The 12896-nt window shown below is 71.9% G+C and carries 14 protein-coding genes; 6 read left to right on the top strand and 8 right to left on the bottom strand.

Annotation, left to right across the window (positions count from 1 at the left end; genetic code table 11):
• The first annotated feature begins 13 nt into the window (after positions 1-13).
• From ACFHPP_RS22865 to ACFHPP_RS22855, 3 genes are all read left to right on the top strand, one after another.
• The gene (locus tag ACFHPP_RS22865; RefSeq protein WP_437165551.1) at positions 14-1360 is read left to right on the top strand and encodes an NAD(P)H-dependent oxidoreductase; all 1347 of its coding nucleotides are present in this window, start codon (positions 14-16) and stop codon (positions 1358-1360) included.
• Positions 1361-1436: 76 nt separating this feature from the next.
• Complete coding sequence (locus tag ACFHPP_RS22860) at positions 1437-2300, top strand: DMT family transporter (protein WP_437165550.1); 864 nt, start codon at positions 1437-1439, stop codon at positions 2298-2300.
• A complete protein-coding gene (locus tag ACFHPP_RS22855) occupies positions 2297-3061 on the top strand; it encodes an alpha/beta fold hydrolase (protein WP_437165549.1) in 765 nt (254 codons plus the stop codon). Before ACFHPP_RS22860 ends, ACFHPP_RS22855 begins: the two co-directional genes overlap by 4 nt.
• On the opposite strand, the gene ACFHPP_RS22850 is transcribed toward ACFHPP_RS22855, so the two are convergent.
• Positions 3052-3957, bottom strand: a complete 906-nt coding sequence (locus ACFHPP_RS22850; RefSeq protein ID WP_437165548.1) for a metallophosphoesterase — start codon at positions 3955-3957, stop codon at positions 3052-3054. The two genes, ACFHPP_RS22855 and ACFHPP_RS22850, sit on opposite strands and share 10 nt — an antisense overlap.
• A 47-nt stretch (positions 3958-4004) precedes the next feature.
• Between ACFHPP_RS22850 and ACFHPP_RS22845 the strand changes: the two genes are divergently transcribed.
• Positions 4005-5240: an FAD-binding domain-containing protein gene (locus ACFHPP_RS22845; RefSeq protein WP_437165547.1), complete on the top strand. Its 1236-nt coding sequence runs from the start codon at positions 4005-4007 to the stop codon at positions 5238-5240.
• Here ACFHPP_RS22845 and ACFHPP_RS22840 read toward each other — a convergent pair.
• The 4 genes from ACFHPP_RS22840 to ACFHPP_RS22825 all read right to left on the bottom strand — a co-directional run bounded on the left by ACFHPP_RS22840 (position 5140) and on the right by ACFHPP_RS22825 (position 8811).
• Positions 5140-5862, bottom strand: coding sequence for a DNA-3-methyladenine glycosylase family protein (locus tag ACFHPP_RS22840; RefSeq protein WP_437165546.1), 723 nt, complete (start codon positions 5860-5862; stop codon positions 5140-5142). The two genes, ACFHPP_RS22845 and ACFHPP_RS22840, sit on opposite strands and share 101 nt — an antisense overlap.
• On the bottom strand, positions 5862-7139 hold the full coding sequence (locus tag ACFHPP_RS22835) for a TRAP transporter large permease (RefSeq protein WP_437165545.1): 1278 nt from the start codon (positions 7137-7139) through the stop codon (positions 5862-5864). Before ACFHPP_RS22835 ends, ACFHPP_RS22840 begins: the two co-directional genes overlap by 1 nt.
• Positions 7136-7735 (bottom strand): TRAP transporter small permease, encoded by a 600-nt coding sequence (locus tag ACFHPP_RS22830; protein ID WP_437165544.1) that lies wholly within the window; start codon positions 7733-7735, stop codon positions 7136-7138. Before ACFHPP_RS22830 ends, ACFHPP_RS22835 begins: the two co-directional genes overlap by 4 nt.
• A 77-nt stretch (positions 7736-7812) precedes the next feature.
• A complete protein-coding gene (locus tag ACFHPP_RS22825; protein ID WP_437165543.1) occupies positions 7813-8811 on the bottom strand; it encodes a DctP family TRAP transporter solute-binding subunit in 999 nt (332 codons plus the stop codon).
• A 197-nt stretch (positions 8812-9008) separates the two neighbouring features.
• Between ACFHPP_RS22825 and ACFHPP_RS22820 the strand changes: the two genes are divergently transcribed.
• The gene (locus tag ACFHPP_RS22820) at positions 9009-9236 is read left to right on the top strand and encodes a hypothetical protein (RefSeq protein WP_437165542.1); all 228 of its coding nucleotides are present in this window, start codon (positions 9009-9011) and stop codon (positions 9234-9236) included.
• Here ACFHPP_RS22820 and ACFHPP_RS22815 read toward each other — a convergent pair.
• Positions 9214-10608, bottom strand: coding sequence for an L-lactate permease (locus tag ACFHPP_RS22815; protein WP_437165541.1), 1395 nt, complete (start codon positions 10606-10608; stop codon positions 9214-9216). The genes ACFHPP_RS22820 and ACFHPP_RS22815 overlap by 23 nt on opposite strands.
• Before the next feature lie 47 nt (positions 10609-10655).
• Here ACFHPP_RS22815 and ACFHPP_RS22810 point away from each other — a divergent pair, with 47 nt between their 5' ends.
• Positions 10656-11078, top strand: a complete 423-nt coding sequence (locus tag ACFHPP_RS22810) for a gamma-glutamylcyclotransferase family protein (protein WP_437165540.1) — start codon at positions 10656-10658, stop codon at positions 11076-11078.
• Here the strand turns inward: ACFHPP_RS22810 and ACFHPP_RS22805 are convergent.
• Together ACFHPP_RS22805 and ACFHPP_RS22800 are read right to left on the bottom strand one after the other, a co-directional pair.
• The gene (locus ACFHPP_RS22805) at positions 11009-11938 is read right to left on the bottom strand and encodes a DMT family transporter (RefSeq protein WP_437165539.1); all 930 of its coding nucleotides are present in this window, start codon (positions 11936-11938) and stop codon (positions 11009-11011) included. The two genes, ACFHPP_RS22810 and ACFHPP_RS22805, sit on opposite strands and share 70 nt — an antisense overlap.
• Positions 11935-12801 (bottom strand): DMT family transporter, encoded by an 867-nt coding sequence (locus ACFHPP_RS22800; protein WP_437165538.1) that lies wholly within the window; start codon positions 12799-12801, stop codon positions 11935-11937. Before ACFHPP_RS22800 ends, ACFHPP_RS22805 begins: the two co-directional genes overlap by 4 nt.
• Positions 12802-12896 lie beyond the last annotated feature (95 nt).

Genomic DNA, 12896 nt, shown 5'->3' with positions numbered 1-12896 from the left:
ACCTGCACTTTTCATGAACCTCCATCGCCTGCTGCTGCAACGCCACGCCCAGGGCCGCCCGGTGCGGGTCGCCGTGATCGGCGCCGGCAAGTTCGGCTCGATGTTCCTGCACCAGGCGCCGCGCACGCCGGGGTTGCACGTGCTCGGCATCGCGGACCTGTCCATCCCGCGCACACGCGCCAACCTCGCCCGCATCCACTGGTCCGAGGAAGCCGGTGCCGCGCCCGATGCCGCGACCGCCGCCCGCACCGCTGCCACCTGGCTGACCGAGGACAGCCTGGCGCTGATCGGCGACCCGCATGTCGAGGTGGTGGTGGAGGCCACCGGCGACCCGGCCGCCGGCCTGCGCCATGCCCGCCATGCCATCCGCAACGGCAAGCATGTGGTGATGGTCAACGTCGAGGCGGACGTGCTGGCCGGCCCGGTCCTGGCGCGGGAGGCCGCGGCGGCCGGGGTGGTGTATTCCATGGCCTATGGCGACCAGCCGGCCCTGGTGGCGGAGCTGGTGGACACCATCCGCACCGGCGGCTTCCAGGTGGTTGCCGCCGGCAAGGGCACCAAGTACCTGCCCGCCTACCACGCCAGCACGCCCGGGACGGTGTGGGACTTCTACGGCCTGACGGCGGACCAGGCGCGGGAGGGCGGGATGAACCCGCGCATGTTCAACTCCTTCCTCGATGGCACGAAGTCCGGCATCGAGGCCGCGGCCATCGCCAATGCCACCGGCCTCGCCCCGCCAGAGGATGGGCTCGCCTTCCCGCCCGCCGGCACCAGCCAGTTGCCGGACCTGCTGCGCCCGCACGACGAGGGCGGCATCCTGGCGCGCAAGGGTGTGGTGGAGGTGGTGTCCTCCCTGACCCGGGAGGGCACCGAGATCCCGGACAACCTCCGCTGGGGTGTCTATGTGGTGTTCGAGGGCGACACCGACTACGCGCGCCGCTGCTTCGCCGAATACGGCGTCGCCACCGATTCCACCGGACGCTACGCCGCGCTGTGGCGGCCCTACCATTTCATCGGGCTCGAACTCGGCGTCTCCGTCGCCTCCGCGGCCCTGCGCGGGGAGCCGACCGGCTGTTCGGAGCGCTGGGCCGCCGATTGCGTCGCCATCGCCAAGCGGGATTTGCGGGTTGGCGAGGTTCTGGACGGGGAGGGTGGCGCCACCGTCTGGGGCAGATGCATCCCCGCGGCACGGTCCCGCGCCCTCGGCGCCGTGCCGATCGGCCTGGCGCATGGCGTGACGCTGGCGCGCGCGGTGCCGCAAGGCGCGCTGGTGACCGAGGCCGACCTGCGGCCGCGGCCGGCGGGGGCGGAACAGGCGCTGGAGATGCGCGCCGCCTTGCAGACCGCGTCCAAAGATTGACGCTGTGTGAAATGTCAGCGTCCTGTGGCTCCGGCGGACTAGTCCCGGCGCGGCCCGGACGTTTAGGTTAAGCGCAATGCCCATGGCGTCCGCCTTCCGGCTGCTTTTCGCAGCCGTCATCCTGTTCGGCGGTGCCTGGCCCATCACCAAGGCTGCGCTCGCGGATGCGTCGCCGCTGTGGTTCGGCACCGGACGATCCGCCCTGGCGGCCCTCGGCGCCGCGATCCTGCTGGCGGCGCTCGGCCGGCTGCGGCTGCCGGCGGCCGAGGATCGCACGGCGGTGCTGTTCCTCGGCCTGTTCCAGCTGGGGGGCTTCTTCGCGCTGACCCACCTGGCGGTGGCGCTGGTGCCGGCCGGGCGCACGGCGGTGCTGTCCAACGTCGTGACCTACTGGCTGATCCCGCTTTCGGTGCTGGTGCTGGGGGAGAAGGTCTCCACCATGCGCTGGGTCGCCGCCGGGCTCGGGCTGGCCGGGGCGGGGGTGCTGATCGGGCCCTGGTCGGTGGATTGGTCCGACCGCAGCGTGCTGCTCGGCCATTTCATGCTGGTGCTGGCCGGGCTGCTCTGGACCATCGCCATCATCGCCTCCCGCAAATGGCCGCCGCGCACGCCAATGTTCGACCTGCTGCCCTGGTGCTTCGGCATCGGCGCGCTGATGCTGGCGCCCATGGCCCTGATCGTGGAACCGGAGGGCGGCGTCGGGCTGAGTTCCTGGCCGCACCTTCTCTATATCGGGCTGTTCGCCGCCCCGATCGGCACCTGGTGCGTGATCGAGGCCGGCCGCAAGCTGCCGGGTGCGGTCGCATCCGTCGGCTTCCTGATGGTGCCGGCCTTCGGCGTGCTGGTCTCCACGCTGTGGCTCGGCGAGCCGCTGGGCTGGGATGTGCTGGTGGGCGGCGGGCTGATCTTCGCCTCCGTCATCCTGGCGGCGCGCGGATGAGGCTCGTCGTCACCGAACAGGGCGAAGGCCCGCCGGTTGTGCTGCTGCACGGGCTGTTCGGCGCCGGGCAGAATTTCGGCACGGTGCAGAAGGCCCTGGCGGCGGAGGGCTTTCGGGTGCTGGCGCTGGACCTGCGCAACCACGGCGACAGCCCGCATGGGGCGGAGATGGGCTATGCCGCCATGGCCGGGGATGTGGCGGAGACGCTGCGGGCGGAGGGTGCCTGGCCCGCCGCCATCATCGGCCACTCCATGGGCGGCAAGGTCGCGATGGCGCTGGCGCTGGCCGAGCCCGAGGGTGTCTCCCGCCTGCTGGTCGCCGACATCGCCCCGGTCGCCTATCCGGCGCCGCAGTTCACCGCCTATCTCCACGCCATGCGCGCCCTGGACCTGCCGCCCGGCCTGACCCGCCGGCAGGCCGATGCGGCGCTGGCGCCTGCCGTGCCATCCGCGCCGCTGCGCGCCTTCCTGCTGCAGAACCTGTCCTTCGATCAGGACCCGCCACGCTGGCGCATCGGGCTGGAGAATATCGCGGGCGGCCTGGGCGACATCGGCGGCTGGCCGGACCTGCCCGGCCGGTACGAGGGACCGACGCTGGTGCTGGCCGGCGAGGCCTCGGACTACATCCAGCCCGAGCATTGGCCCGTCTTCCAGCGCCTGTTCCCCGCGGCGCGCCTCTCATCCATCAAGGCCGGCCACTGGCTGCATGCGGAGAATCCGCAGGCCTTCCTCGCCTCGGTGCGCCGCTTCCTTCAGCCATAGCCCAGCCGGACCAGGGTGATTTCCGGCGGCACCCCGACCCGCACCGGCAGGATCGAGGTGCCGAGCCCGCCGGACACCACCAGGTGCTTCGCCTCCTCCACCACATGCCCGTAGGCGTAGCGGTTGCCGTAGCGGGAGGGCACGTAGGGCGAGAAGCCGGCCAGCCGCACCTGCCCGCCATGGGTGTGCCCGCACAGCGTCAGCGCCACCCGGTTCGCCGGGACAGTCGGAAAAATGTCCGGCTCGTGGCACAGCAGGATCACCGGGTCCTGGTCCTGCACCGCGCCCAGCGTCCGCGCCAGGTCGTTGGCGCCGAGGAAGCGGCCGTCATCCGTCTCCCGGAACGCCCAGAGGCTGCCGCTGCCGGCGACCCAGAAGCCGCGGCCGCCGAAGCCGGTCTTCACCGCGGCATTGTGCAGCACGGAGATCCCGGCATCCGCCAGCACCCGCGCGGTGCGCGGCACGCCGCGGCGCAGGCGCTGCACCTGCGGGTCGTCCCACCAGTCATGGTTGCCGAGGATCGCGTGCACGCCATGTGGCGCGCGCAGGCCGCGCAGCACGGCGGCGGTCTCCTCCACCGGGATTCCGCGGGTGCCGAAGCCGCCGGCGCCGCGGTAGTCGCCGAGCAATACCACCAGGTCCGGGTTCAGCGCATTGGTGGCGGCGACGATCTCCGCCACCCGCTCCAGCGGCATCTGCGGTTCGCTCGCGTGCAGGTCCGCGAGTGCTGCGAGGGTGATGGGCCGCCCGGCCGGCCAGTTCGGCGGGTCCAGGCGGTACTCGGCAATCGCCAGCCGGTAGGCGGGTTCGATCCAGAAGCCGTACATCCCGGCGGCGCCACCCAGCACGGTCAGCCCGCCGAGGGTGGTCAGCAGGGCGCGACGGGTGGTCATCATCGGCGGGTCCGGTTGCAGGCTGGCGCGGGCGGCCAATCTGCCCGGGCATGATGAACGAGGAATTTCCGGCCGACCGGGCCGCCGCGCAGCGGCTGCTGGCCGAATTCGCCCCACGCATGGGAGCGGATTACGCCCGGGGGCGCAACAGTGACCCGGGCCCGGGCCGGCGCCGCGACGTCTCCCGCCTCTCGCCCGCGCTGCGCCATCGGCTGGTGACGGAGGCCGAGGTGGTGGGCACGGCGCTGGCGGTGCATGGGCCGGAGCGGGCGGAGAAGTTCATCCAGGAGGTGTTCTGGCGCAGCTACTGGAAGGGTTTTCTCGAGCTGCGGCCCGGCCTGTGGCGGGACTACCGCACGGCGCTGCACGCCGATCTTGCCCGGCTGGACGCCGATGCGGCCCTGCGCGGGCGCTACGAGGCGGCGGTCGCGGGCACCACCGGGATCGACGGCTTCGATGCCTGGGTGGCGGAGCTGCGGGAGTTGGGCTGGCTGCACAACCATGCCCGCATGTGGTTCGCCAGCATCTGGATCTTCACGCTCGGGCTGCCCTGGACGCTCGGCGCCGATCACTTCCTGCGCCATCTGCTGGATGGCGATGCGGCGTCCAACACGCTGTCCTGGCGCTGGGTCGCGGGCATCCAGACCCAGGGCAAGCATTATGTCGCCCGAGCCGAGAACATCGCCCGCTTCACCGGCGGCCGCTTCAACCCGGCGGGGCAGCTCGACGAGACCCCGCTGCCGCTGGAAGCGCCGCCGCTGCCGCCGATCCGGCCCCTGCCACCAGCTTCCGCGATGCCGGCAGGCCCGGTCGCGCTGCTGCTGCATGAGGACGACCTGCACCCGGAAAGCCTGCTGCCACTCGGCCTGCGCGTCGCGGCCCTTGCCGGCATCGCGGTGCCGGAGGCACGCTCGCCGCGTGGCTGCGCCCCGTTGGTCGCCCGCCATGTCCGCCAGGCGCTGGCCGATGGCCTCGGCCGCGCCGGCCGGCAGTTCGGCATGCCGGGCGAAGACTTGGCGCCGGAGGGCATTGCCGGATGGGCCGCCGGACACGGCCTGCCGGTGGTGGTGCCGCAGGCGCCGGTCGGCTGGACGGCGGATGCGCTGGCCGGCCTCGGCCTGCCGCTGCACATCATCCGCCGCGACTGGGACCAGCGCTGCTGGCCGCTGGCGACGCAGGGCTTCTTCAAGTTCCGGGAGCGGATTTCCGGGCTGATCGCGGCGATGCAGCCTTCGACCCCTTTGGAGCTTTCTTCGACGTCCCTTTCGGGACGACCTTCGGCTTGAGCTTCGCCGCATCCGCCGCGCGCCACAGATACCAGGCGGCGACGGAGCGCCAGGGCGCCCAGGCCTCCCCGATCGCGGCGAGGTCCTTCGGCTTCGGCTGCGTCTCCAGCCTGGCGGAAACCCGCCAGCCCTCCCGCACCCCGAAATCATCGACCGGCAGGACATCCGGACGGCCGAGCGTGAAGATCAGGAACATCTCCACCGTCCAGCGGCCGACGCCGCGGATGGCGACCAGGCGTTCGATCAGCGCCTCATCCGACAGTCGCGCCGCGACCTCGCTGGTCGGCACCAGCCCGCCCACCGCCTTTTCCGCGATGTCGCGGATGGCGGCGACCTTGTTGCCGGACAGCCCGCAGCCCCGCATCGCCTCCACCGGCGTCAGCAGCACCTGCGCGGGCGGCGGGAAGTCGTGCCCCGGATACAGCGCGATGAAGCGCCCGAGAATCGCCTCCGCCGCCTTCCCGTGCACCTGCTGGTGCGTAATGGCGCGGACCAACGCCTCGTAGGGCTCCCGCACCGCGGCCTCCAGCGTGCAGGGGCCGACCTTGCGGATCACGGCCTTCAGCACCGGGTCGCGCCGCAGATGGCGCAGCGCGACCGGCGGAGCGAAGGCGCCAGCCATCAGCGGAAGACCAGGTTCGGCAGCGCCATGGCGATCCATGGCACGTAGGTGATGATCATCAGGCAGGTGAAGATCACGCCGATGAACACCGGCAGGTAGCGCATCATCTTGTCGACGCTGGTGCCGGCGACCTGGGCGGCGGCGAACAGGTTCACGCCGAAGGGCGGCGTGATCATGCCCATCGCCAAATTCACCACCATGATGGTGCCGAAATGCACGCCATCCACGCCGAAGCGCGTCGCGGCTTCCTGCAGCAGCGGTGCCAGCACGATGATGGAGGCGCCGGTCTCGACGAACATGCCGATGAAGAACAGGAACATGTTCACCGCGAACAGGTACATGGCGGAGCTGTCGAAGGTCGCGACCAGCCAGGCCGCCGCGGCATCCGGCACGCCCTGGCGGTTCAGCAGCCAGGAGAACACGGCGGCGCAGGCGATGATGAACAGGATGACGCTGCTGCTGATCACCGACTTGCGGAAGATCGGCACCAGGTCGCGCGGCTTGATCTCGCGATGCAGGAACATGCCGACGATGATGGCGTAGGCCACGGCGACGACGCTGGCCTCGGTCGGCGTGGTGATGCCGCCATAGATGCCACCCAGCACCACCACCGGCATCAGCAGCGCGAAGCCGGCCTGCTTCGCCGCCACCAGGAAGGACAGGCGGCCGACGCCATCCTGCTTGCCCCAGCCCTTGATCCGGCACCACACCAGCACCGTCACCACCAGCGCGCCGGCAATCAGGATGCCCGGGCCAAGGCCGGCGATGAACAGCTCCGGGATGCTGGTCTGCGTCGTCACGCCATACAGGATCATCGGGATCGAGGGCGGGATGACCACGCCGAGTTCCGCCGAGGTCGCCTGCAAGGCGGCGGCGAAGGGCACCGGGTAGCCGGCGCGGACCAGGGCCGGGATCATGATGGCGCCGACCGCGAAGGTGGTGGCGACGGAACTGCCGCTGACCGCGGCGAAGATCATGCAGGTCACGACGCAGGTCGCCGGCAGCCCGCCCTGGATGCCACCGACGATCGACCGGGCAAATTCAACCAAGCGGCGGGAGATGCCGCCGACCTCCATCAGGTTGCCCGCCAGGATGAAGAACGGGATGGCGGCGAGCGGGAACTTGTCGAGCGAGACGAACAGCTGCTGCGCCGCCACGATCAGCGGGAAGGAGGTGAAGCCCTGGATGCCGACGATGGCGGCGACGCCGATGGCGATGGCGACCGGCACGCTGAGCGCGAACAGCACCAGCATGACGGTGAGCATGGTGAGGCTCATACGGCGGACTCCAGTTCGCTGTCGCGCCGGTCAAGGAAATGCGCCACCGCGCCCACCATGGCGAAGACCGCGCCCACCGGGATCGCGGCATAGCCCCAGGACATCGAGACCTCGAGCCCCGCCATCTCCTGGAACTTCACCCGCCCGGCCATCAGCCAGCCGAACCAGAACATCACGCCGAGCAGGGACAGGGTGCCGGCCAGCGACGCCGCCTCGATCGCGCGCCGCATGCCGCCGCGGGTCAGGCGGTGCGCCATGTCGATGGACACCACCGCGCCGGCGCGCAGCGCCACCGCCAGGCCGACGAAGGCCATCCAGATCAGCGCGGTGCGGACCAGCGCCTCCGACCAGATGGAGGGTGTTTCGGTCGCGAAGCGCGCCACCACCTGCCACAGCCCCGCGCCGAAGGCGACCACCAGCGCGCCGGCCGCGACCAGCGTGGCGAGGCCCGTGACATAGCGGTCGACCAGCAGGACGCCGTTGCGCAGCGCCGCGCGCGGACCGCCGTCGCCACTTCCGGCCCACAGCGCCAGCACCACCGTCAGCAGCGTCGCCGCGGCCGTGACCTGCAAGGGCAGCAGGTTCATCGCATTCATCGGAACGTCCCCTCGGACACGAAGAAGGGCGCGGGACAGGCCCGCGCCCCTTTCAAGGCGGCTCGGTCAGGCGTGGTTCAGTTGGCGCGCCAGTCGCGGATGCGGCGCAGCGTGGCGGCGTCCATCGTCCGCTCCCACTCGGCGAAGGCCGGCGCAAGGGCGGTCTGGAAGGCGGCGGTATCCACCTGCGTCACCACCGTCATGCCGCGGCTCCGCAGCGTGGCCACGCCGGACTGCTCATCGGCCGTCACGCGGTCCCGGTTCGCCTTCTGCGCGGCACGGGCGGCCTCGTTGAAATGCGCGCGGTCGGCGGCATTCAGGCGGTTCACTGCATCCGGGTTGCAGATCATGACGGAGGGCGAATAGACGTGGTTGGTCAGCGTCATGTAGCGCTGCACCTGGTTCAGGTTGTTCGCCACGATCACCGAGATCGGGTTCTCCTGCCCGTCGACCGTGCCCTGCTGCAGCGCCGGCACCAGTTCGGAGAACGCCATCGGCGTCGGCAGCGCGCCGAGCGTGGTGAAGGCGCGCATGTGCACCTGGTTTTCCATGGTGCGGACCTTCAGCCCGCGCAGGTCGGCCGGGGCGTTCACCTCGCGCCTGGAGTTGGTGAGGTGGCGGAAGCCGTTCTCGGTCCAGATCACGCCCATCAGGCCGCGCGCGGGGAAGCGCGCCAGCACCGCCTGGCCGATCTCGCTGTCCAGCACGCCGCGGGCATGGGCGGTGTCGCGGAACAGGAAGGGCACGTCGAAGATGCGGACTTCCGGCACGAAGTTGCCGACCGGGCCGGTGGAGGTGAACAGGCATTCGATGGTGCCGATCTGGGCACTCTCGATCATCTCGCGCTCGTTGTCGTTGCGCTGCGGCACCACGCGGAAGCGGCCGTTGGTCAGGCGCTCGAAGGCCTCCTTGAAGGCGGCGGCGCCGGCGCCGGTGTGGCTGTCCAGCGGCAGGGCGTGCTGCACGGTGAACTGCGTCTGCGCCGCGGCCGGGGCGGCACCGATGGTCAGGGCCAATGGGGCGAGCATCGGGGCGAGCAGTGCGGAAGCCAGGGCCAGGCGGCGGGACAAGGTCATGTGAAAGGCGTCTCCCCAATCCGGGCGGCCATTCGCGGCGCCCGTTAAGAGAAGTCGTATAGGAGACTCAGGGGTTGCGCTTCAACCCGGTCCGTTGCGCGGCCGGCCGATGGACGGCCAGCTTGAAGCGCGCCCGTGGTCGCGCCAGCTTCCACCATGCGCCTGGCTGCCAGCGCGGCCAGGGCGGAGGACCTGCCATGGACCCCAAGGAAAAGCTGATCCTCGACCTCGTGGGTTGGATCGCCGCAGCACCACGCCCCTATGCCGAGGTGATGGGAGGCTGGCGCACCTCCTGCCCCCGCGTGCCGGTGTGGGAGGATGCGACGGATCGCGGCCTGCTGGCCTGCGAGGCGCGGGATGGCGGCCTGTTCGTGGTGGCGACGACGGCCGGCCGCGCCGCGGTCAGCCCAGCAGCGCCACGCTGAGCCAGCCGACCAGCACCACGCCCACCAGCGACGGCAGCAGCAGCCGCCAGATCTGCGCCGGCCGCGTGCCATCCGCCAGCAGCCCGCAAATCAGCGCCGTGACGGCGAAGGACATCCCGGCCCCGGCGGCGCCGGCGAAGTTGTGCACCGCGGGTGCCAGCAGCGGCGGCAGCCCGGCCGCCTGGCCCAGCGCCGCCTGCACCGGCATCAGCGCGGCGTTCGAGCCGACATTGCTGCCGGTGACCAGGCCGGAGGCCAGCCCCAGCACCGGCACCGCATAGGGCGCGAGCGTGCCGAGGCTGTCCGCCGCCGCGACGGCCAGCGCGCCGGAGATGCCGGAGCCGGTCATCCAGCGCGCCAGCACCACATACAGCAGCATGGCCAGCGCCGGCCGGCGGGCGCGCAGCAGGGCGGACCACGCCCGCGCGCCACCCTGCGGATGCCGCAGCAGCAGGGCGCCGGCCACCAGCCACAGCACCACCGCCACATGCGTCAGCGGGAAGGCCGGCAGGTCCGCATAGGGCCGGAAGGCTGGCGCGCCGGCCCAGGCGCGGGCCAGCAGCAGCGCCGCCGTCAGGCCGAGATAGGGCGCCAGCGCCCGGCCCGCCCGGCGCCAGCCCGCGGCGTCGCGCGGCGGGTCCAGCCGCCACAACGCCAGCAGCAGCGGCAGGCCGGCGGCGAGGATGCCGACGACCTCGAACGGAAACAGCGCGTGCCCCGCCACCAGCAGCGCCGCGATGGCGGCCAGGAAGCCCATCTGCGCCAGCTTCTCGCCGGCTGGCACCGCCACCCCCGCCGCCGCGCAGAGCCGCCACAGCACCGGCCCCATCAGCAGCAGCCAGGCGGCGTTCGGCCAGGCCGTCAGCGCCGCCACATCCTGCGCCGGAAGCCCGATCAGCGCCGCGCCCAGCGCGGTGCCGGGGCCAAGCCCGCCCCAGGGCACCAGGGTCAGCGCCAGCAGCGCCATCGCACCGAGCGGCGCGCCCGCCAGACCCATGCCGCGCAGCGCGGACAGCGCGAAGACGGCGCCGACCGCGAAGCCGGTGACGCTTTCCATGAAGGCGCCCATCAGCAGCGTCGCGACGAAGATGCGCCGTGGCGTGGCGGCCTGCGCGGATTCCGCCGCCGGGCCGGCGACGGCGGCGTGGAACAGCAGGCCGCCGATCACCACGCCGATCGGCATCGCCGCCAGGAAGGCCCCGCGCAGCGTCTCCGCCACCAGGAAGGGCAGTGCCGGGCCATCGAGCGAGGCGAGCACCGCCGGCACCGTCGCGGCCAGCGCGGCCAGCACCGCCGGCACCGGCCCGGCGCGGCCGGACAGCAGCAGGCCCACCAGCAGCAGCAGCGGCGCCGCCTGCAGCAACAGCATCATCGACCTGTCCTTGTCCGTGGCGGCCCATCGCGCCACCCTGCGGCGGCATGTCGCCACCCCTGATCTACGCCGCCTATGGCAGCAACCTCGACCACGCGCGGATGCGCGGCCGCTGCCGTGGCGCGGAACCCGCCGGCAGCGCGCTGCTGCAAGGCTGGCGCCTGGTGCTGCGGCGCTACGCCGATATCGAGCCGGACCCGCAGGCCACGGTCCCCGTCGGCCTCTGGCGCATCCGCCTCGGCCACCTGCCGCGGCTGGACCGGTTCGAGGGCACGGCGCTCGGCATCTACGAGCGCCTTCGCGTGCCGTTGCCCGAGGGTGGCGAGGCCTGGATCTATGCCGGGCGCCGCCTGCGGCCCGGCCCGCCGGAGGCCTGGTATGTGGAGCATCTGCGGCGCGGCTACCGGGAGTTCGGCTTCTCGCCGGCGCCGCTGGACGTGGCGCTGGGCGCCTCCGGCTTCACCGGCTGAGCCCGACGCGCCAGTATCGATTCGCGCCGCGTGATGTACAGCGCGGAGCCCACGATCAGCGCCGTGCCCACCGCCAGCCACCAATCCGGCACCTCGGCGAACAGCAGCACGCCGGTCGCCGCCGCGAAGACCAGGCGGACATAGGAGATCGGCGCCAGCACGCTGGCATCCACCATCCGCAGCCCGGTGATCCACAACTGCATGGCAAACGGTCCGCACAGCCCGCACAGCACCAGCAGGCCAAGATTGCCCCAGCCCGGCCAGGCCAGCCCCGGCAGCGCCACCGGGAGCGACACGGCAACCGAGACCACGCCGATCCAGAACATGATCGTGCCGGTGCGCTCCGTGCGCGACAGCGACTTGGTGGTCAGCATGATGACGGCGCCCATCAGCGCCGAGAACAGCGAGGCCGCCAGCGGCAGCCCGATCTCCACCGCGCCCGCATCGCCCGGCCGGACGATGGCGACGACGCCGCCGAAGCCCACCAGCGTGGCGCTCCAGCGCCGCCAGCCCACCTTCTCCCCCAGCATCGGCCCGGCCAGCGCGGTGACGAACAGCACGGAGGTGAAGGACAGCACCGTCGCCGTGGCCAGCGGCAGGCCGGCGAAGGCCAGGTAGTAGGTGTACCAGGACACCACGGAGAGCAGGCCGCGGAACAGCTGCATCGGCAGCGCACCGGTACGCGGCAGCGAAGGGTCGCGCGCCAGCGCCGGCAGCGTCCAGGCGAGCTGTCCGATCGAGCGCGCCAGCACCATCGTCGCCAGCGGCACGCCCTCGATCGCCTTCACCAGCGTGGTTTCCAGGTTGAAGACGAAGCCGGCCGCGATGGCCAGCAGCGCGGCCTGGGTGAATCGGCTCAACGCCGCCGCGCCTCGGCGATGGTCACCACCATGGCGCCGCCGAGGATGATGGCGGCGCCGATCCAGCCGAACAGGTCCGGCACCTCCCCGAACAGGATCCAGCCCGCCGCGGCCACCACCACCAGGCGCAGGTACTGGAAGGGCGCGATGGCGGAGGCCTCGCCGTGGCGCAGCGCCTCCGTCACCAGCACGATGATGCCGGGCATCACCGTGGCGACCACCAGCATTAGTGCGACGTCGAGCACATCGAGCGGCACCCAGGCGCGGATCGCCAGCGGCAGCATGCCGCCGAAGGTCACGACGCCGACCCAGGCGAGCACCGTCATCGTCGAGTCGGTGCGGGTCAGGGCGCGGCTGGTCAGGGTGATGCCGCACCAGGCGATGGCCGCGCCGATGGCGGCCGCGGCGCCCAAGGCATCGATCTCCGCGCCCGGCCGCAGCATCACCGCGACGCCCAGCAGCCCCGCGATGGTGCCGAACCAGCGCCAGCGATCCACCCGTTCGCCCAGGATCGGCGCCGCCAGCAGCGTGGTGAACATCACGTTGGTGAAGGACAGCACCGTGCCGGTCGCCATGTCGAGCCGGCTGAAGGAATAGTAGTACAGCCCCCAGCAGACCAGCGAACTGGTGCCGCGCAGCAGGTGCATCGGCAGGCGGCGCGTGCGGAACACGGCAAGCCCGCTGCCGGCGATGCGCGGGGCGACCCACAGCAACTGCCCGAAGGCGCGGGATGCCAGTTGCAGCTCCACCGGGATGCCGCGCGTGGTCATCCAGCGGATCATCAGAACCTCCGCCGCAAACAGCAAGGCGGCGGCCGACATCAGCGCGGCGCCCTTCAGATTCCCACTTCGGTCCGGGCGCATTGACGCGGGGCTGGTCCTGTTTAGCCTGATGCACAGGGTGGGCTGGCACCGCCACGCGGCGCAAGGGCGCGGCGCATGCCAGGGGCGCATATCAG

This window comes from Falsiroseomonas sp. E2-1-a20, assembly GCF_051433195.1.
Taxonomy (GTDB): Bacteria; Pseudomonadota; Alphaproteobacteria; order Acetobacterales; family Acetobacteraceae; genus Falsiroseomonas.
Note: the sequence above shows the minus strand (reverse complement) of the source record. Positions and strands in the feature narration are given on the sequence as shown.

Excerpts from the sequence above, each read along its gene's own strand:
- ACFHPP_RS22800 (WP_437165538.1), bottom strand. The coding sequence starts at position 12,801 with ATGCGCCCGGACCGAAGTGGGAATCTGAAGGGCGCCGCGCTGATGTCG.
- ACFHPP_RS22830 (WP_437165544.1), bottom strand. The coding sequence starts at position 7,735 with ATGAATGCGATGAACCTGCTGCCCTTGCAGGTCACGGCCGCGGCGACG.
- ACFHPP_RS22815 (WP_437165541.1), bottom strand. The coding sequence starts at position 10,608 with ATGATGCTGTTGCTGCAGGCGGCGCCGCTGCTGCTGCTGGTGGGCCTG.
- ACFHPP_RS22835 (WP_437165545.1), bottom strand. The coding sequence starts at position 7,139 with ATGAGCCTCACCATGCTCACCGTCATGCTGGTGCTGTTCGCGCTCAGC.
- ACFHPP_RS22840 (WP_437165546.1), bottom strand. The coding sequence starts at position 5,862 with ATGGCTGGCGCCTTCGCTCCGCCGGTCGCGCTGCGCCATCTGCGGCGC.
- ACFHPP_RS22855 (WP_437165549.1), top strand. The coding sequence starts at position 2,297 with ATGAGGCTCGTCGTCACCGAACAGGGCGAAGGCCCGCCGGTTGTGCTG.
- ACFHPP_RS22825 (WP_437165543.1), bottom strand. The coding sequence starts at position 8,811 with ATGACCTTGTCCCGCCGCCTGGCCCTGGCTTCCGCACTGCTCGCCCCG.
- ACFHPP_RS22820 (WP_437165542.1), top strand. The coding sequence starts at position 9,009 with ATGGACCCCAAGGAAAAGCTGATCCTCGACCTCGTGGGTTGGATCGCC.
- ACFHPP_RS22860 (WP_437165550.1), top strand. The coding sequence starts at position 1,437 with ATGCCCATGGCGTCCGCCTTCCGGCTGCTTTTCGCAGCCGTCATCCTG.
- ACFHPP_RS22850 (WP_437165548.1), bottom strand. The coding sequence starts at position 3,957 with ATGATGACCACCCGTCGCGCCCTGCTGACCACCCTCGGCGGGCTGACC.
- ACFHPP_RS22810 (WP_437165540.1), top strand. The coding sequence starts at position 10,656 with ATGTCGCCACCCCTGATCTACGCCGCCTATGGCAGCAACCTCGACCAC.
- ACFHPP_RS22865 (WP_437165551.1), top strand. The coding sequence starts at position 14 with ATGAACCTCCATCGCCTGCTGCTGCAACGCCACGCCCAGGGCCGCCCG.
- ACFHPP_RS22845 (WP_437165547.1), top strand. The coding sequence starts at position 4,005 with ATGATGAACGAGGAATTTCCGGCCGACCGGGCCGCCGCGCAGCGGCTG.